Below are 18,110 nucleotides of genomic sequence, written 5' to 3'. Positions count from 1 at the left end.
TAGATTTTGCTTAATGACCATTTTTTGTCAGATAAAAGTACTGAAATAAACTAAATCGTTCTCAATACTGAACCGTTTTCATTAACCTCTAAAACATGGTTTGCACCACATTTTAGTGCAAAGTTATTCCGCTGGTGACCTACAGGAAAATCAAACGCAACAGGATAGTTGTATTCTCTCACTTTCTCCAAAACAATTTCATAAACAGTTTTACCAAATTCCTCTCCAGGATCGTCAGTTTTAACTTTAAAACCACCAATAATTAATCCTTTTAGGCTTTTTAGCTTGCCACAACGCTTTAGATTCCAAAGCATTCGATCAATACTATATAGGTATTCGCCAGTATCTTCGATAAAAAGAATTTTATCTTTAGTATCCAGGTCTGAATTACTTCCTGCAAGTGTTTCGATGATGCTTAAATTTCCACCAACCAGAATCCCGTCTACTTTTCCCAACTTATTGTTCACATTATAAGCTGAAATATAGCCCATTTGTTCTCCAATCAATGCATTTTTTATGGATAGAATGGTCTCTATTTGAATAGGTTCTGCTTTTGTCCAATCATCTGGAAAGCTGTTGCACATTTTTGAATGAATAGAAGAAATACCAAGATTCTTTGCTAAATGACAATGTAAAACGGTGATGTCACTAAAGCCAATAATCCATTTCGGATGGCGGGTAAATTGTGAAAAATCCAGTTGATCAATAATCCTGACCAAACCATAGCCACCTCTGGCGCACATAATGGCTTTCAGATTTGGATCATCAAGCATTTGTTGAAGGTCCTTTAGCCGTTCTTCGTCTGTTCCGCCATAGGTAAAATCTCGTTTTCCGATAGTTGAGCCTATTTTGATATGGAAACCCCAACTTTGCATCTGTAAAACGGATGGCTGTATTTGTTCTAAAGTAATGTATCCCGCCGGACTTGTAATTCCAATGGTATCCCCTTGTTTTAAATATGGTGGTATTTTGAAAGATAAAGGTTTCTCATCAGGAGTATTAGCAAAACCTTTAAAACTTGGTACAACTGCTGCTGCAATAAATGAAGAAAGAAAATGTTTTCTATTCATTAAGATATGAGGATTTAATATTGCCCTAGCGAATATATCACTTTAAAATTCCGCATAAAAGAAAAGGGATTTATATCCATAAATCCCTTTTTTAAACCAAACAAATTAATCTGTAACAGATTAGTATAATGTGAATTATATAGATAACCTTAATAGATATAAAAAGTTTGAGATTTTTTATAAATTTTTATCAGCCGTTAATTTTGACTGGCTGGAAACTTGTCATCCTACCACCACAAGTGGGTAAAACTACCGTGATAGCCAGGTACAAAACAATCTTACAATTATTTCTATTTACATTATGACGCAGAAGCTGAGATGAAATGTTTATGTGTGTTTAGCGGGTTAGAGCTTAGAATAAATCATAAAGCGAATTAGCCCTAAAAAAGTTAAGGCTATCCATCGCGGATAGCCTTTGCTAACAACAAAACAAATATAAGATAACCAAATCTTACCTGATTGAGCAAAATCAGGATAAGTGCATATGAGAACACTTAGTAGCCAGGTAGTGGATTCGAACCACTGTATAAGCTTTTTTTAATAAACTTAACCTTCCAATCGGTCAACCTACTAACAGTTTTAAACAGGTTTTAATGCTAAATAATCTTTCAGGTCTTCTATATGTTGCTGATTAATCTTATCTTCAACAATATCCTTTCGATCTTCTAAATGCTGGGCATTTATTGGATAAATGAGATTTTGAAATTCATCTATGCTGGGGTATTGGAAATAGATCGACATGATTATTGCATTTAATTGTTGAACATATGGTTTAGTTAATGATTAATGTTGAGCAAATATATAAATTACTATATAATATCTATAGATTTAGTAGTTTTTAATTTGAGTCATTTTTTTATCTTGTTGATTATCAGTAAAATAAATTTATTAATAGGTGCTTTTTTATTTTGATTCTCTTATATATGGAAAGAATATCAACGAATTAATCAAGCTTACCCACCAGAATTAGCGCAACGCAATGTTGACCGATTAGAGAATTTAGATTGCTCATTTGGACTGCTTTAAATTCTATGTCTTAAAAAGCTAATTATTTTGAGGATATTTGTGCTTTCAAACATTAAAAAAATAAGTAGTGTCTTTAGATAAATTGAAACTTAGCAAACCACTTGTTTCGGCAATGACTGATGCAGGATTTTTAACTCCAAAAGAGATCCAGGCCAAAACAATGTCCAGAATTCTAGGTGGTCAGGATATGATAGCAGTGGGGCCGGAGGGTTCTGGTAAAACAACAACTTATGTTTTAGCTACGCTGATGAAGTTAAAATATGCTTTTGAGGAAGCACCACGAGCATTAATATTGGTTCCTGATGCGGAACATGTTGATCATGTTCTGGAGCAATTTAAGCTATTAAACAGAAACAAAACATTCAGAATTTTAGGAATCGACAGTCGTGGTGCAGTTGATACGCAAATGAATGAGATTACAGATGGATGTGATATCATTGTAGCAGTACCAGACAGGGCGAGGGCTTTGTATTTGAAACTTGCACTTAATACTAATAAAATTCAGTTGTTTATCGTTGATAACGCTGAGTTAATTGTTAAAAAAGGCTTACAATTGCCAGTAGTTGAACTAGCAAATAGTGCTTATAAGTCTCAACACATCATTTTTACCGAAGTAATGCACGAGAAGTTGAACCTCATGATCTCGCCTTTTATGAAAGAATCAACTACCACTATTGAGGTTGATGAGATCGGTGAACAACAAGCTGAGGTTTATCAGCAGATGTTGTATCAGGTTCCAAATTTCAGGACGAAGCTGAACCTGTTAACTTTATTAATGAACGATACAGAATTTTTTGATAAAGCTGTTGTTTTTGTTAATACACGCCTAACGGCTCAAACCGTTTACAAAAATTTCAATCATACTAACGATGAAGAATACTGTATCTACCGTTCCTTATTTTTCGATGATAAGGGTTACGATGATATTGAAGATTTCAAATCAAACTCGAAGTCACGCGTTTTAATTGTCGCGAATGAGAATCTTGGTGAATTAGACATTCATGGAATTCCATTTATTATTCATTTGGAATTACCCGAACAAAAAGAAACATTAATTCAGAGGATTGTTAAGCAAGATGATGAAGAAGTGGTAGCCATTACTTTCTCAACGGATATTGAATTAATAGAAGTGAAGAAGATTGAGCAGGCTATTGGTCAAAGGATGGAGCTGATGGAATTACCGGAAGACTTAAAAATTGTTGATCCAACGGCAAAACCAAAGAAAAAGAAAGGTGGGGAAGAAGAAGATCAATCTGAAAGAGGTGCAGCATTCCACGAGAAAAAAGCCAGTAACTTAAAAAATTACAATTATAGTGCTGGTACGAAAGCAAAAATGACTTATAAAAATAAAAAGGGATTGTCTTAACTGATAAATCGTCAATAAGAAACGGTTTTCTCTGTTTCGTGGCAACCTTACTATTGCTAATGCATAGCATATAGGAGATTGCCACGAAACATGACCGATGAAAGATCGGAGTATGTTCTCGCAAAGACGCTTGAGTGATTAGGATAAACTACGCTTTAAACTGACGAAGTTTTTCTATCGCACAGGCCAACTAAACTTCTTCAATTGATTTATCATCATTACTCGGCATTTAAATAGCCGAAAACTAGTACACCATACTAACACGGTCATCATTGCGAAGCCAATTCTCATTGGCTGTGGCAACCTCATTGGCGCTAAAGCAGTGGCGCAAATTAAGTATAAGGTTGCTACGAACATTGTTACTGAAAAATCGGAAAATATTATCAAAGACGGTTAAGGAAGTAGAGAAAACTACGTTTTTAAACTGACGAAGTTTTTCCATCGCACAGGCTAACTAAACTTCGTAAGTTGATTTATCATCATTACTCGGCATTTAAATAGCCGAAAACTAGTACACCATACTAACACGGTCATCATTGCGAAGCCAATTCTCATTGGCTGTGGCAACCTCATTGGCGCTAAAGCAGTGGCGCAAATTAAGTATAAGGTTGCTACGAACATTGTTACTGAAAAATCGGAAAATATTATCAAAGACGGTTAAGGAAGTAGAGAAAACTACGTTTTTAAACTTACGAAGTTTTTCCATCGCACAGGCCAACTAAACTTCGTAAGTTGATTTATCATCATTGCTCAGCGTTTAAAAAGCCGAAAACTAGTACGCCATACTAACACGGTCGTCATTGCGAAGCCAATTCTTCATTGGCTGTGGCAACCTCATTGCCGCTAAAGCTATGGCAAATTAAATATAAGGTTGCTACGAAAATTGTTACTGAAAAATCGGAAAATATTCTCAAAGACGGTTAAGGAAGTAGAGAAAACTACGCTTTTAAACTGACGAAGTTTTTCCATCGCACAGGCTAACTAAACTTCGTAAGTTGAGTTACCGTCATTTTAAAATACATAGCAGTACTAACCAAAATGGGTTCTCAGAAACTAATCTGAGAACCCATTTTTATGCATATAATTTCTGATTGTGATGCCTTCGATAAATGAAAAGTTTTTTAATTGCCGTACAGAAAATAAATTCCGATGGCTATAGCTACAAAACAAAAAAGCTTCTCAGAAATTAATCTGAGAAGCTTTTTTAATTAGTCTTTAATTATTGACTAGTATAATGTAAATTCTACACGACGGTTTTCTTGACGACCAGCTGCAGTTTTGTTTGTTGAAATTGGTTGATCAGGTCCGTAACCAGTAGCTTCGATTCTTGATGCATTAGCACCTTGAGAAACTAAATAAGCTTTTACTGATTCTGCTCTTTCTTTAGATAAACGTAAGTTTAATTCTCTACCACCAGTGTTATCTGTGTGACCAGCTAATTTTAAGCTAAAGTTTTTGTCAACCAATAAACCAGCAACTCTGTTTAAGCTTGCATATGATTTAGAACGGATAGTAGATTTACCTAAATCGAATTCTAAGTTAGAAATTGCATCTTTAACTACTTTACGATCTTCTTCAGTAATTACTTTAGTTTCTCTGATAATTTCACGTTGAACTTTGATTGGACAACCAGAACCATCAACAACAGTTGCTGCTCCTGTACCAGGACATTTATCAAATTTGTTTGCAACACCATCGTTATCATCATCAGCTAAATCTTTAGCATATTGATCTCTATCGCGTTGTGCATTTTGCTCAGCAGTAGATAAAGCTCTTCTTAACTCAGCACTTTCTTCAGCACTTTGTTTACGAAGATCCGCAACAGCGCTATAGTTTTGTAATTGTGAATTTTCTTTGTTACCTAAAGAAAACTCTAAACCTGCGTGAGCATAAGAGAATCTACTTTCGTTATAAGCATTTTTAACAGTAGGTGATGATTTAATAAAGTTGATATCATAACCTAAATCAATATTGATTCCTTTTGATACACCAAATTTAAATCCAACTCCAGTAGGAATATACCAACCTTCTCTGTCTGCAAAAACTTGTGTAGTTCCAACTTGAGAATCAGACGCCATATAACCCGCACCTGCTTTAACGTAAGGAATTAATACTGCATTTTCAGTGTTTAAGCTAAAGTTAGCAATGTTTAATACTGCTGTTAATGATCCTGACCAGTTGATTTTGTTTACTTGCTCAGCGGTAGTACCCAAATAATTAGCGGTCTTAACTTCACCACGTAAAAAATCTGCTTGTAAACCTAAAGCTGGTAAAATTTGTTTTTTAACAAATGCACCGTAACCAATACTTTTGAACTCTCTTGCATCAACGCTTCCGCCTCCCAAGAAAGTATTTTGACTTAAGATACCTCCATGAGCACCAACACTCCAGGTTCTTAGTGATTGTTTGCCAAATCTACCAGAAGTAGTTGGCGTTGATTCTTGTGCAAATAATTGTGATGATAATCCCAATAATGCAATCAACATTGCTGATTTTGTAATCCTCGTATTCATGTTATCTATATTTTTTATAGTGGTTAAACAGCATTTATATCATTACTGTTTTGCCACTACTAAGAAAAAACCTTGCCAAAATGGAAATAAATAGACAATTGACAATGAATCAGAAGATTAGATGTGTAAATAACGTATATAAAAAAGTTACATTTGCGTTAAAATTATGTTAAATGTTGTATAGTTTTGTGTACATAACTGATTTTGTAATCGAAATTTAACCTTTAGTGGATGTATTTTTTTGACCACGTAACAGCATATCAGTTACATTTTCTGAAGCATCAGCCATGTTGAGTTGCTATCCTGATTTAATCTGAAGCTTTTAAAAAGAGCATTTTACATCCCAAATGGCTTTAAAGCCTCAATTTTGCGAAGAAATCCCAGAATACAATGCCTGCTGAAATAACAATGTTAAAAGAATGTTTGGTTCCGAATTGGGGAATTTCAATACACTGATCTATTTTAGACATTACTTCATCACTTACGCCATCTACTTCGTTACCAAAAATTAAAGCATATTTCTTATTTTGATCGGGCGTAAAGGTATTTAACATGGTGCTATTTTCCGCCTGCTCAATAGCTACAATCTCGTAACCATTTGCCCTCAAGTCATCCACCGCTGAAACCGTATCGGGATAGTGCATCCATTCTACTGATTGCGTAGCACCTAGCGCCGTTTTCTCAATTTCACGGTGTGGAGGTTGTGCGGTAATTCCGCAGAGAATAACCTTTTCTAAAGCAAAACCATCCGCGGTGCGAAAGATAGAACCCACGTTATGCATACTTCGAACGTTATCTAAAACCGCTATGACAGGCAATTTTTCCTGTGCTTTAAATTCTTCCACATCCGGACGATTTAATTCGTCTAATTTTAATTTTCTCATTTTTCAGTCTGCCATGCATCACGATAATGTTTTGCATTACTCATATTAATATAGGTGTATTTTAAAGTTTTATAGGACCATTGCCGATTTCACTAATGTATATAGCGGCAGCGTAACCAATTTTATCTACATAGTAATCGGTAAGGTGTTTGGCAAAGTCTTCTTCGAAACCTTTTTCCAAGAGTGCGATGGCACATCCACCGAAACCAGCTCCGGTCATTCGGGCACCAATAACATGCTCATAAGTTGAACAAAAATCAACCACTGTATCTAATTCCTTTCCACTAACTTCGTAAAGTGTTTTCAACGATTGGTGCGAAGCATACATGAGTCGGCCAAATTCTTCCAGATCACCATAATTAAGTGCCTTAGCCGCTAAATGAACGCGGTCGTTTTCTTTAACTACGTGTGTAGCCCGATTAAGGATCGTCTCATCTGAAATAAGATGACTGTGCAGTGCAAATTTATCTGCCGTTAATTCACAAAGGTTATGAAGCGTGATTTCCTCATTCAATAACCTTAAGGCAGTCTGGCATTCCGCTACACGTTCGTTATACTTTGATTCTGCTAATTCCCTGGGTTTATTGGTATTGATGATCGCTAAAACATAGTTTCCTAAGTCCACATCAACCATTTTATATTTCAATGTCTCGCAATCCAGTACTATCGCTTTATCTTTTTCGCCAAAAGCAACGGCGAACTGATCCATAATTCCGGAATTTAAGCCGATGAAATCATTCTCAACCCTTTTGGCCATTTTGACCAGCTCCAATCGGTCGTAACCCAGGCTCAGGTAATCATTCAGGGCAAATGCAGTTGCAATTTCAATTGATGCAGAAGATGATAAGCCTGAACCAATGGGAATGTTTCCGTAGAAAAGGAAATCCAAACCAGGAATTTGCTTGCCATCCTGCAAAAATTCATTAATAATACCTATTGGATAGTTTACCCAAAGGCTTCCATTTTTATCATGCTTCCTGTTACTTTCTATCGTAATTTGTTCTTCAAAATTTAAGCTCTTCATTCGGTAATGGCCATCGGTATTTGGAGAGATGGCAAGCCATGTTCCAAGGGTGATTGCACAAGGCATTACCAAGCCTCCGTTATAATCAATATGTTCACCAATTAGATTTACGCGGCCCGGTGTTAAATAAACTGCATGAGGATTTGTACCGTATTGCTCCGCAAATTTTTGTTCTAGATTAATCTTCATTTGGCTAAAAATATTTATTAAAGGCAAGTAATAATAGTATGTTTGTTTCGGAAACAAAGCCCTAAGTTACAATTTATGAGCGTTCAGCAAATATCAACAGGTAAATTTATTGATGGCGAAGAAGTATTCGCAATCGAACTTATCAATAGCAAAGGCACTTACGTTAAGATATTTAATTATGGTGCAATCATTAACAAATTTATTGTCGAAAATATCCATGGCGAAAAGCAGGATATTGTACTTGGCTTTGATGAATTTGAGCAATACACTGACCCTGAATACCTGGTAAACTATCCTTATTTAGGTGCAGTAATTGGTCGCTATGCCAATAGGATTAAGGAAGGGAAATTTGAGATAGAGGGAGAAAGTTATCAACTGGCTTTAAATACGGATGATAGTACTTTACACGGTGGCTTAGTTGGATTTGACCGAAAGGTGTGGGATGTTATTGATTTTGATGAAGATCAGAGTGCCGTTACACTGGAGTATGAAAGCCTGGATGGAGAAGAAAATTTTCCTGGTAATTTAATAGTTGGTTTGACTTTTGAATTAACCGAAAACAATGAACTCATACTGACTTATGAAGCTGAAACGGATGCCGCGACACCAGTAAATTTAACACATCACGGTTATTTTAATTTGTCTCCAACTGGTGGAAATATCAGTAAACATAAACAACAAATATTTGCTTCAAACTACCTGGAACAAGATGAAGGCTATTCGGTAACCGGGAAATTATTACCAGTTTCAGGTACACCACTGGATTTTACAAGCTCTAAAGAAATAGCAAAGGACTGGAATGAAGATACTGGTTATGATCAATCTTTCGTACTGGATAAAATTTATGGCGATCTATCATTAGCCAGCAAAACAATTGAAGCAGAAAGCGGTTTAACTTTAAGTGTATACACCACCGAACCGATAGCACACTTCTATACTGCTAAATATTTAGAAGTTAAAAATGGCAAGGGCGGGAAAGATTATGTTGGTTTTGATGCCTTTTGTGTGGAAACACAACACCATCCGAATGCAGTGAATATTCCGGAGTTTCCAACCACTATACTGCAACCAGATGATTTGTATACGCAAACTACCATTTATAAAGTTTCCTTAAACAAATAAATTATGTTTACCAAAGAAGATATTCAGGCTGCAGAATCAAAAATTAAAACGGGTTCAGATTTTCCTCAATTTATAAAAGAGTTAAAGGAATTGGGTGTGGTTAGAAATGATGTTTATGTTTCAAACGGCTTATCTGCTTACTTTGCCAGTGAAGATGAGGTATTACAGGTGCGGCCTGATGAATATCCGGAATTGGTGATTAATGAGGAATCATCTATAGAAAAGTTAACCCATGCTTTAAAAATACATCAAACAGGAGAAACAGATTATATTACCTTTTGTAAGCAAGCTGCTGATGCAGGTGTGGAGAAATGGATTACTGATTTAACCACCATGACTTGTACTTATTTAGATACTACGGGGAATGAGTTAGTAAAAGAAACAATCGCTGCTGTTTAATTCCTTAATATTTAACCTCATCAGTTTTAAACTGATGAGGTTAAATCTATATCCTTTCCAAAACCAATCTGATCGCCTCATCTACTATTTTCTGTGGCTCATTGCTAAACTCAAATTTAACACGACTAGCTAAAATTGCATTGATAGATAAGGCTTTATGGCCTAAAACATTTGCCAGCGCATAAATCCCTGCTGTTTCCATCTCCAGGTTGGTTATGCGGTACTGATTGCTGTTGAAACTATTAATTAATTCTATAAAATTAGGAATCGAATTCTTTGCCCTGACCAGTCTTCCCTGAGGTGCATAAAATCCTGGTGCAGTGATGGTAATTCCTTTAGGCAAATCCTTACCAATCGTATTTAATAAGGTAGGATCAGCTGCTGTTAAATATGGGTTGATGTTTTTAAGATGACCAAAGTGAGACTGAACAGCAATCATCAGGGCTTTTTCTTCTTCTGATGGATCGCTAACATAATAATTCATCAAAGCATCCATTCCGAGGCCATGTGATGAAGCTAAAATTGTCCCCATAGGGATATCTGGCTGTACCGCTCCGGATGTGCCTACACGGATGATATTCAAAGAGGTTAATGTTTTCTTAGCCTTCCTGGTTTCAAAATCGATGTTAACCAGGGCATCCAACTCATTAAAAACAATGTCAATATTGTCTGTTCCAATGCCCGTAGAAATTACTGTAACACGTTTTTTGCCTATATAGCCCGTGTGCGTGATAAACTCCCGTTTACCCTTCTTATATTCAATGCGATCGAAGTACTTACTTACATCGCCGACGCGATCTGGATCTCCAACCGTAATAACGTGGTCTGCGATATCTCCAGGCAACAAATTTAAATGGTAAATGCTCCCGTCTGGATTAATAATTAAGTCACTCTCCGCTATTTTCATGATTTGTTGATTTTAATTCCTTATGCTATACCGTTTCCAGGTATTTCAGTTTCACATCTGCAATCTTTTCAAATCTACCTAAAACCTGATTCAAATGAGACTTTCGTACTTCGAATTTTATGACACAATGGGTATCAAACTGTTGCGCTAAAACCTGCAGATTTTCATCTTTAATCAGTTTCATCACATCATTCATTTGCAGGTAATCGAAGCTTACCTCATAAACATCATTTACAGTTTTTGTGATGATTTTACAATCTTTAATGGCTTCTATACTAGCGCTTTTATAAGCATTAATTAAACCTGGTACACCTAATAGTGTGCCACCAAAATATCGTACAACCACTATTAAAACATTGGTAACGTCTTCTGATAATAAGCAATTCAAGATTGGCCTGCCCGCAGTACCAGATGGTTCGCCATCATCATTTACACGAAAAACAGAACGGTCAGGCGTTAAGCGATAAGCATAACAGAAATGATTGGCCTTACCATGTTCGGCTCTTAGTTTTAAAAGAATGGGTTTAATTTCAGCTTCTGAACGGATTGGATAGGCGTAGGCCAGAAACTTGCTTCCCTTATCACGGAAAATACCTTCTGCAGTATTTTCTATGGTTTTATACGAATCATCGAACAGCATGCTGTGATAATGTAATGAAGATAACTGCCACAAGGGCTAAAACAATACCAACGTAATTTAATTTGCTCAGCTTTTCTTTGAATACCACAATTCCAACTAAGCTCCCAACTACAATAACGCCTAAATTCATTGCTGCGAAAACAGTGGAAGGATTTTCTGACAAAGCTTTGTGGGCTTTCATGTAAAATAAAATGTTTCCAAAATTGAAAAACCCCAGAATTAACCCGCAAGCTAAATTAACCAGTTGTAGTTTTGTTTTTTTAGTGATCACCAGATAGATTACTATAGCCACTGATACTAAAAAAGCCATTGCAAAAACAGTGAAAAGAGAGGTGGTATACGGCAAGCTTTTATACAATGCAATTTGTTTAAAAAGTACATCAATTACTCCGAAACCTATAAATACAACGATTGGATAGATCCAATTATTTGATTTCTTTTCCTGGTCAGACTTACGGATAAAGGTGAGTAAAATAGCTAAAAACCCGATTCCAAGGCCGATTAATTTATATTGATTAAAACCTTCTCTGAAAATAAAATAAGCAGCTAAAATTGGAATAAATAAGGATAATCGCTGTGCAATGTCTGTTTTTACAATGCCCAGTTTTTTTACAGATGCGGCCAGCACTAAGAAAATGGAAGGTAATAAAATGGCTAGTGCGATGTAAATTGGCCAGGGTGCGGATGAAGAAAGCAAATTTACTTCAGGCTTGAAAAACAAAAAACACAAGGTTAAGGCAGTGAAATAATTTACCGTAACGGCCTGGATAATGCTAATTTCGTAACGCTTTGCCAGCTTTAATAATACGGCTACAATTACGCTGCAAAAAACACTTAAAACAATGTATATCATTTATTTGAATTGCTTATATAAATAGAAAGTTGATCTTTTCCAATTTGAATCTGTTCGGTCAGGTTGCCATTAATAGCGGGTGAAAGAACACCCTCGTCCCAGCTATTTGGAGCAGTGAAAATTCTGGCTTCATCCCACAAATCAGCTTCTAAAAATTGCCGTAAAATATGTGCGCCGCCTTCGATAATAACAGACTGGATATCCATTAGATAAAGTTGAAATGCAATTTTTTGAGCCAGATAGAAGTGCATATCTTCCATCTGAATATAATGAATATTGTCTACCACATCTGTTTTCACCTCATTGAATATGATTGTTTTTGCTGCTGAATTGTAAATGTTATTTGTATTGGGGATTTGCAGGTTTTTATCAATAACCAATCGAATTGGATTCTTACCTGGAAATTCCCTGCTGGTTAATTGCGGATTATCCATTAAGGCGGTTTGCTTACCAATTAAAATCGCATCTTCTTCGGTACGCCATTGGTGCGCCAATCGCTTTGCTAAAGCACCACTGATCCATTTTTGATGTCCATCTTTTGTGGCAAAATAGCCATTAGCAGTTTCGGCCCATTTTAAAATGATGTAAGGCCTTTTTTGTTCAATTCTGGTAAAAAAGCGGCGATTAAAATGACGACATTCTGCATCCAATACACCACTAACTATTTCTATTCCTGCGTTTCTAAGCTTTTCGATGCCTTTGCCATCTACTCCATCAAAAGGATCACAATTACCAATAACCACTTTTTTCAGTTGATGTTTAACAAACAGGTCTGCACAAGGCGGAGTTTTACCAAAGTGTGCACAAGGTTCCAGGTTTACGTAAGCAGTGGCTTGTTTTAATAGGTTTTCTGCATCAGCTCCATATTTGTCCATTACACTTTTTACTGCATTCGGCTCTGCATGTGCTTTACCAAACTGTTGATGATAGCCTTCGCCAATGATTTTTCCTTCGACAACAATAACGCAGCCCACCATCGGATTTGGGTTTACATTGCCTATTGCCAGTGAAGCCAGCTCCAAACATCTTTTAAGATAAAACTCATCGCTCATTAGCGCAAAAGTAGTAAAAAAAGCACGATCGATTCGGGTATGCAGCAATGATATGGTTGCAATTAAGTAATTTTACATCAATGAAAATCGGAGACTTAGCAGAACAATATAAAATAGAACTGGAATCGTTGTATGGCGAAGAAGAAGCAACTGCATTATTCGGATTATCTGCAGAACATGTTTTAGGTTTATCTCCAGTAAAACTGAAAATGGCTAAACACACTTTAGCCACCTTTGTAGATTTGCAAAAATTATTGAGCATTCTCAATGACTTAAAAATTGGTAAACCGATTCAGCATATTTTAGGTGTGGCTCATTTTTATGGTTCGGTGTTCCAAGTAAATGAAAATGTGCTGATCCCACGGCCGGAGACTGAAGAATTGGTCGATTGGATGATTAATGACCATGCAACTGTAAGAACGCAAAAGCTGAAAGTTCTGGATATTGGAACAGGTTCTGGCTGTATTCCAATTTCTTTAAAAACTTATCTGCCCGATTTTGATGTCGTGGGTCTGGATATTTCGCCTGAAGCGATCAGTGTTGCGAAAAGGAATGCTGATTTAATTGGTGCAGGAGTGGAGTTTATTGAGGCTAATATCCTGACTTATCAAACTGATACTAAATTTGATGTGATTGTGAGTAACCCACCGTATATCAGGGAACTGGAAAAGCAACAAATGCATAATCATGTTTTGGCTCATGAACCTCATCTTGCTTTATTTGTAACAGATGATGATCCATTAGTTTTCTATCAGGCAATCGCTGATTTTGCGTTAACAAATTTAAATCTTAACGGACGTTTATATTTTGAGATTAATGAATATTTAGGTGCAGAGATGATGGAGATGTTAGCGGGTAAAGGGTTTAAAAACATTGAATTACGCAAAGATATGCAAGGTAAAGATAGAATGATAAGGACTACGATCTCGGGTGGAATTGCGTAATCACTTCACGCAAATAATCACGATCAATATGCGTATAAATTTCTGTCGTGGTAATACTCGAATGGCCAAGCATCTCCTGTACCGCCCTTAAATCTGCACCACCTTCTATTAAATGTGTAGCAAATGAATGGCGCAAGGTATGCGGACTGATTGTTTTTTTTATGCCTGTGGTAATTGCAAGGCTTTTAATCAGGTTAAAAATGGAAATTCTGGAAAGTTTTGCTCCGAATCGGTTTAAGAAGATAAAATCTTCATTCCCTTTTTTGATGTTCATGTGCACCCTCACCTGGTTCATATAAAGATCTAAAAGCTTTAGAGCAACGCCCCCGATGGGTACTAAACGCTCCTTATTTCCCTTTCCAATTACTTTTATAAATTCTATTTGAGGGAAAAGACTGGAAATTCTTAACTCTGTTAATTCAGTAACTCTTAATCCACAACCATAAAGTACTTCCAGGATAGCCTTATTGCGCATTCCTTCAGGTTTGGAAGCGTCGATGGCATCAATCAGTTGGTTGATCTCGTAGATATTCAGGGTATCGGGCAATTTTCTGCTCAGCTTTGGTGCATCAATTAAAGCCATAGGATTATTTTGCACAATATCTTCCAATAAGAGATAAGTGAAGAAAGCTTTCAATCCAGAGATTACCCTGGCTTGTGTACTGGCCAGCATGCCCAATTCATTTAACCAGGAAATAAAGGCCTTTAAATCTGCTGTAGTAATTTCATTTAAATTTGGTGTAGAATTAATGGACTGGAAATATTGCACCAATTTTTCAATATCACCAAGGTAAGCCTCTACAGAATTGCCAGAGAGTGATCGTTCCAACTTTAAGTAAGACCTGAAACCTTTAATATAGGATTGCCACACAGTACCAGGATTAAATTAAAAGAGTCATCATTCAGCTTCAAAGATATAATGAAATTATAATACATCGAATTCATTTATTCGAAATGGATATATTTTTATAAGCATTCCGTATAATTGCAACACAATCTAAGCGATAACTCATTAAATCAGATATCAGCTTAGTGTTTTCCAAATCAATTGATACCAGCATGAAAGTACAAATTATAAATGGCCCGAATTTAAATCTATTAGGCGTTAGAGAACCATCAATTTATGGCAATACCAGTATTGAAGATTATGTAAAAGAGTTAAAAGCCATTTATACTGACATCACTATTGAATATTATCAAAGCAATGTGGAAGGGGAATTGATTAACAAACTTCATGAGGTTGGTTTCAGTTTAGATGGCATCATTTTAAATGCAGGCGGTTATACGCACACTTCTGTTGCGCTTGCAGATGCGATCGCGGCAATCAAAACGCCCGTAGTGGAAGTGCACATCTCCAATATTTACGCACGTGAAGAATACCGCCATGTATCCCTAACCGGTAGAAATTGCCAGGGTGTGTTAACTGGATTTGGAATGAACGGCTACCGTTTGGCCCTGGAGAGTTTATTGATCAAAAAATAAGGATATGTTAAAAAAGGCGCTTCTCTTAGTGTTAATGGTAAGTTCATTTGCTGTTAATGCTCAAACCACGAATACAAAACAAAATGTACTTAACGAAACATCGGTGGTTAGGGCAGAAGATGGGAATGTTTATCCATATTTGGTTTGGCAAAAATTAATGTCGACCGGTAAATATGGTTTAAAAACCAGGGGTACAAAAACAGAAAGTGGTGCAACAGAATATTTAATCTTTGAACTTTCTGAAGCTCAAAAGTTTAGCTACTTCGAAAAAATGCCTAAGCCACGACCAAGTGTTTCTTTTAAGGAGGGTGATGACTTTAAAGGTTTCAAAGCTACAGACATTAATGGCAATAAAATTGATTTACGAGAAGCGACAGGTAAGGTGATCGTTTTGAATTTTTGGTTTATTAACTGCCCCCCGTGCAGACAGGAGATTCCACAATTAAATGAGCTGGTGGCTGAATACAAAAATAATCCTAACGTCGTATTTCTTGCAATTGCCACAGACGAAAAATATGATTTACAAAAATTTCTAAAAACCACTCCTTACGATTATAATGTGGTTCATAATGGGCGCTATCTTGCCAGTAAATATTCGGTAACGTTGTATCCAACACACGCTATTATTGATAAGAACGGCAAGGTAAAGTTTAGCACGGTTGGCCTGGCAGCAAATACTATTCACTGGATTAAAAAGTCTATTGATGAATCTTTAGCTGCTAACTAAGTCTTTAAAATATTTAATTTTTTTGATAAAGAAAGCCCAAACTACGCTGTTATTGTAAACGCCTGCATGTTGTACATAAGGTGTCTGATTGGCCATCCTTTTAAGATTTGTTTTAGCGATAGACTTTAAGAAATGCCAGTGACCTTTGCTTACTGCTAAGGTGAATTTTGGTTTTCCACTCAATAAAAAGTGCCACCAGGCGATAAAATCGATACACATTCGAATAGAAATCCTGAAAACTGCATCAGCAGCCGGCAGGTTTTTCTGCATGATAATTAAGTTATTCCTGAAATTAAGGTAAGTTTTAAATGGATTCTCCGTTTGTAAGGTGCCACCACCAACGTGATAAACTTCCGCATCAGGGCAATACATCACTTTATAATTAAGGTTTTTTAATCGCCAGCAAAGATCAATTTCTTCCATGTGGGCAAAAAGGTCGGCATCTAAACCACCGGTCTCTTTCCAATATTTACTTTTGATAAAAAAGGCTGCACCACTGGCCCAGAAAACTTCAGATTTTTCGTCATACTGACCATGATCTTTTTCGTAAACATTAAACAGGCGCCCGCGGCAAAATGGATAAGCATAAATATCCAGGTAGCCACCTGCCGCGCCCGCATACTCGAATTGATTTTTATTTAGTTGCCATTTAATTTTTGGTTGTGCTGCTGCAATTTTTGTATCACTTTCCATTAGGGAGATTACCGGCTTAATCCAGTTAGGGGTAACTTCAACATCCGAATTAAGCAGAATATAATAATCTGCTTCCACACGTTCGAGTACTTTGTTGTAACCGCCAGCAAAGCCATAATTCTGATCGTTCTTAATAATTTCAACAGTTGGGAAATTTTGTGCTAAAAATGAAACAGAATCATCAGTTGAAGCATTATCACCTACAATAACCCGCAGGTTATCATATTCAGACAGTAAAACTCCTGGTAAAAATTGATTTAGAAATGCTTTTCCATTCCAGTTTAAAATAACAACGGCTACTGAAGGGTTCATTGGGGTAATTCGGGTTTAAATTTCCATCGTTTATGGCTCCAAAGCCAATATTGAGGCTGTTCTCTAATAATGTTTTCTAAAAATTTAAAGTGAAGGTTGGTGATTTCGTATTCCTTCGTATCTGATGGATTTAAACACATCGGTAATACTTCCACATGGTAATAACCTCGTTTAATCACGGTTACTTTGAAATAATAAATAGGTCGGTTGGTAGATTTTGCAATCTTTTCTACACCCAACAAAGCTGCTGTAGGTTGGTGAAGAAAATCTACGAAATACCTCGTTTCTTCACGGGTAGGCGCCTGATCGCTCGCAAAACACAAAAGGGTGGGTTCATTTTTATATGCGGCCACACCCCTCAGGGTTTGCCGCATCGCGATGAAGATATTGCCATATTTGGTTCGCATTTTATCAAACCAAGATTCAAAAACCTTATTGGAAAGTGGTTTAAAAATTACCATGGTTTTAGCAGAAATGCTTAAGCCCAATGCAAGTGTTCCCAATTCCCAGTTTCCATAATGGCCTGTACAGGCTAAAACGCTATCTCCAGCTTTAAAATGAGCTTCGAGCTGCGCTAAACCAGAAAACTTTACCCGTTTAAGTGCTTCCTCCTTAGAAATGGTACTCATTTTAATGATTTCAAAAATCAAATCAGATAAAAAGCGGAAGAATTTCTTTTCGATTTGAATAATTTCAGAGGCAGGTTTTTCAGGAAATGATTGGATTAAATTCTGGTGGACAACTTTTTTTCGATATCCAATTACGTAATAAAGCAGATAATATAGTAATCTTGCAAAAAAAAACAGCAAGGGTAGAGGGAGCAGCGAGATCAGGAATAAAAAAAATACGCCCAAATGCGCAAATCCTCTTTTAATCATTATTTTTAAAACGTTTCAGCTACAAACAT

General features: G+C 36.4%; 18 protein-coding genes. 6 read left to right on the top strand and 12 right to left on the bottom strand.

The features are described from left to right. Window positions 1-50 precede the first annotated feature (50 nt). Both ACN1CD_RS06595 and ACN1CD_RS06590 read right to left on the bottom strand, forming a co-directional pair. Window positions 51-1,070 (bottom strand): S66 peptidase family protein, encoded by a 1,020-nt coding sequence (locus tag ACN1CD_RS06595; protein WP_419129540.1) that lies wholly within the window; start codon window positions 1,068-1,070, stop codon window positions 51-53. A gap of 579 nt (window positions 1,071-1,649) precedes the next feature. Further along, a complete protein-coding gene (locus ACN1CD_RS06590) occupies window positions 1,650-1,811 on the bottom strand; it encodes a hypothetical protein (protein WP_419129538.1) in 162 nt (53 codons plus the stop codon). Window positions 1,812-2,163: 352 nt separating this feature from the next. Here ACN1CD_RS06590 and ACN1CD_RS06585 point away from each other — a divergent pair, with 352 nt between their 5' ends. Next, a complete protein-coding gene (locus tag ACN1CD_RS06585; RefSeq protein ID WP_419129537.1) occupies window positions 2,164-3,462 on the top strand; it encodes a DEAD/DEAH box helicase in 1,299 nt (432 codons plus the stop codon). A gap of 1,226 nt (window positions 3,463-4,688) precedes the next feature. Here ACN1CD_RS06585 and ACN1CD_RS06580 read toward each other — a convergent pair. The 3 genes from ACN1CD_RS06580 to ACN1CD_RS06570 all read right to left on the bottom strand — a co-directional run bounded on the left by ACN1CD_RS06580 (window position 4,689) and on the right by ACN1CD_RS06570 (window position 8,072). After that, window positions 4,689-5,975 (bottom strand): OmpA family protein, encoded by a 1,287-nt coding sequence (locus ACN1CD_RS06580; protein ID WP_419129536.1) that lies wholly within the window; start codon window positions 5,973-5,975, stop codon window positions 4,689-4,691. Window positions 5,976-6,328: 353 nt separating this feature from the next. Next, window positions 6,329-6,859 (bottom strand): RNA methyltransferase, encoded by a 531-nt coding sequence (locus tag ACN1CD_RS06575; RefSeq protein WP_419129535.1) that lies wholly within the window; start codon window positions 6,857-6,859, stop codon window positions 6,329-6,331. A gap of 61 nt (window positions 6,860-6,920) precedes the next feature. After that, entirely contained in the window at window positions 6,921-8,072 is a 1,152-nt protein-coding gene (locus ACN1CD_RS06570; RefSeq protein ID WP_419129534.1) for a galactokinase, read from the bottom strand. A 75-nt stretch (window positions 8,073-8,147) separates the two neighbouring features. On the opposite strand from ACN1CD_RS06570, the gene ACN1CD_RS06565 reads away from it, so the two are divergent. Next, window positions 8,148-9,194, top strand: a complete 1,047-nt coding sequence (locus tag ACN1CD_RS06565; protein ID WP_419129533.1) for an aldose epimerase family protein — start codon at window positions 8,148-8,150, stop codon at window positions 9,192-9,194. Between the two features lie 3 nt (window positions 9,195-9,197). After that, window positions 9,198-9,593 (top strand): DUF1398 domain-containing protein, encoded by a 396-nt coding sequence (locus ACN1CD_RS06560; protein WP_419129532.1) that lies wholly within the window; start codon window positions 9,198-9,200, stop codon window positions 9,591-9,593. 46 nt (window positions 9,594-9,639) lie between these two features. Here the strand turns inward: ACN1CD_RS06560 and ACN1CD_RS06555 are convergent, their stop codons facing one another. Genes ACN1CD_RS06555 through ribD form a run of 4 tightly spaced genes read right to left on the bottom strand, consistent with a single transcriptional unit; the run spans window position 9,640 to window position 13,045 of the window. Beyond that, on the bottom strand, window positions 9,640-10,500 hold the full coding sequence (locus ACN1CD_RS06555) for a nucleoside phosphorylase (protein WP_419129531.1): 861 nt from the start codon (window positions 10,498-10,500) through the stop codon (window positions 9,640-9,642). Window positions 10,501-10,525: 25 nt separating this feature from the next. Continuing rightward, the gene (locus ACN1CD_RS06550; protein ID WP_419129530.1) at window positions 10,526-11,140 is read right to left on the bottom strand and encodes an IMPACT family protein; all 615 of its coding nucleotides are present in this window, start codon (window positions 11,138-11,140) and stop codon (window positions 10,526-10,528) included. Further along, window positions 11,127-11,993 (bottom strand): EamA family transporter, encoded by an 867-nt coding sequence (locus ACN1CD_RS06545; protein WP_419129529.1) that lies wholly within the window; start codon window positions 11,991-11,993, stop codon window positions 11,127-11,129. The genes ACN1CD_RS06550 and ACN1CD_RS06545 overlap by 14 nt, the downstream gene beginning before the upstream one ends. Further along, on the bottom strand, window positions 11,990-13,045 hold the full coding sequence (gene ribD / locus ACN1CD_RS06540; RefSeq protein ID WP_419129528.1) for a bifunctional diaminohydroxyphosphoribosylaminopyrimidine deaminase/5-amino-6-(5-phosphoribosylamino)uracil reductase RibD: 1,056 nt from the start codon (window positions 13,043-13,045) through the stop codon (window positions 11,990-11,992). Before ribD ends, ACN1CD_RS06545 begins: the two co-directional genes overlap by 4 nt. 80 nt (window positions 13,046-13,125) lie before the next feature. On the opposite strand from ribD, the gene prmC reads away from it, so the two are divergent. Continuing rightward, a complete protein-coding gene (prmC, locus tag ACN1CD_RS06535) occupies window positions 13,126-13,989 on the top strand; it encodes a peptide chain release factor N(5)-glutamine methyltransferase (protein WP_419129527.1) in 864 nt (287 codons plus the stop codon). Here the strand turns inward: prmC and xerD are convergent. Beyond that, window positions 13,964-14,860, bottom strand: coding sequence for a site-specific tyrosine recombinase XerD (gene xerD, locus ACN1CD_RS06530; protein ID WP_419129526.1), 897 nt, complete (start codon window positions 14,858-14,860; stop codon window positions 13,964-13,966). The two genes, prmC and xerD, sit on opposite strands and share 26 nt — an antisense overlap. A gap of 188 nt (window positions 14,861-15,048) precedes the next feature. Between xerD and aroQ the strand changes: the two genes are divergently transcribed. Both aroQ and ACN1CD_RS06520 read left to right on the top strand, forming a co-directional pair. Then, complete coding sequence (gene aroQ / locus ACN1CD_RS06525; protein WP_419129525.1) at window positions 15,049-15,471, top strand: type II 3-dehydroquinate dehydratase; 423 nt, start codon at window positions 15,049-15,051, stop codon at window positions 15,469-15,471. A 4-nt stretch (window positions 15,472-15,475) separates the two neighbouring features. Next, entirely contained in the window at window positions 15,476-16,198 is a 723-nt protein-coding gene (locus ACN1CD_RS06520) for a TlpA family protein disulfide reductase (RefSeq protein ID WP_419129524.1), read from the top strand. Here ACN1CD_RS06520 and ACN1CD_RS06515 read toward each other — a convergent pair. Beyond that, window positions 16,184-17,203 (bottom strand): glycosyltransferase family 2 protein, encoded by a 1,020-nt coding sequence (locus ACN1CD_RS06515; protein WP_419129523.1) that lies wholly within the window; start codon window positions 17,201-17,203, stop codon window positions 16,184-16,186. The genes ACN1CD_RS06520 and ACN1CD_RS06515 overlap by 15 nt on opposite strands. Continuing rightward, the gene (locus tag ACN1CD_RS06510) at window positions 17,200-18,081 is read right to left on the bottom strand and encodes a lysophospholipid acyltransferase family protein (RefSeq protein ID WP_419129521.1); all 882 of its coding nucleotides are present in this window, start codon (window positions 18,079-18,081) and stop codon (window positions 17,200-17,202) included. The genes ACN1CD_RS06515 and ACN1CD_RS06510 overlap by 4 nt, the downstream gene beginning before the upstream one ends. Window positions 18,082-18,110: the final 29 nt, after the last annotated feature.

The organism is Pedobacter sp. N23S346 (assembly GCF_048515415.1).
GTDB lineage: Bacteria > Bacteroidota > Bacteroidia > Sphingobacteriales > Sphingobacteriaceae > Pedobacter.
Note: the sequence above shows the minus strand (reverse complement) of the source record. Positions and strands in the feature narration are given on the sequence as shown.

Coding starts and splice junctions, on each gene's coding strand:
- ACN1CD_RS06595 (WP_419129540.1), bottom strand. CDS start 1,070: ATGAATAGAAAACATTTTCTTTCTTCATTTATTGCAGCAGCAGTTGTA.
- ACN1CD_RS06590 (WP_419129538.1), bottom strand. CDS start 1,811: ATGTCGATCTATTTCCAATACCCCAGCATAGATGAATTTCAAAATCTC.
- ACN1CD_RS06580 (WP_419129536.1), bottom strand. CDS start 5,975: ATGAATACGAGGATTACAAAATCAGCAATGTTGATTGCATTATTGGGA.
- ACN1CD_RS06575 (WP_419129535.1), bottom strand. CDS start 6,859: ATGAGAAAATTAAAATTAGACGAATTAAATCGTCCGGATGTGGAAGAA.
- ACN1CD_RS06570 (WP_419129534.1), bottom strand. CDS start 8,072: ATGAAGATTAATCTAGAACAAAAATTTGCGGAGCAATACGGTACAAAT.
- ACN1CD_RS06565 (WP_419129533.1), top strand. CDS start 8,148: ATGAGCGTTCAGCAAATATCAACAGGTAAATTTATTGATGGCGAAGAA.
- ACN1CD_RS06560 (WP_419129532.1), top strand. CDS start 9,198: ATGTTTACCAAAGAAGATATTCAGGCTGCAGAATCAAAAATTAAAACG.
- ACN1CD_RS06555 (WP_419129531.1), bottom strand. CDS start 10,500: ATGAAAATAGCGGAGAGTGACTTAATTATTAATCCAGACGGGAGCATT.
- ACN1CD_RS06550 (WP_419129530.1), bottom strand. CDS start 11,140: ATGCTGTTCGATGATTCGTATAAAACCATAGAAAATACTGCAGAAGGT.
- ACN1CD_RS06545 (WP_419129529.1), bottom strand. CDS start 11,993: ATGATATACATTGTTTTAAGTGTTTTTTGCAGCGTAATTGTAGCCGTA.
- ribD (WP_419129528.1), bottom strand. CDS start 13,045: ATGAGCGATGAGTTTTATCTTAAAAGATGTTTGGAGCTGGCTTCACTG.
- prmC (WP_419129527.1), top strand. CDS start 13,126: ATGAAAATCGGAGACTTAGCAGAACAATATAAAATAGAACTGGAATCG.
- aroQ (WP_419129525.1), top strand. CDS start 15,049: ATGAAAGTACAAATTATAAATGGCCCGAATTTAAATCTATTAGGCGTT.
- ACN1CD_RS06520 (WP_419129524.1), top strand. CDS start 15,476: ATGTTAAAAAAGGCGCTTCTCTTAGTGTTAATGGTAAGTTCATTTGCT.
- ACN1CD_RS06515 (WP_419129523.1), bottom strand. CDS start 17,203: ATGAACCCTTCAGTAGCCGTTGTTATTTTAAACTGGAATGGAAAAGCA.
- ACN1CD_RS06510 (WP_419129521.1), bottom strand. CDS start 18,081: ATGATTAAAAGAGGATTTGCGCATTTGGGCGTATTTTTTTTATTCCTG.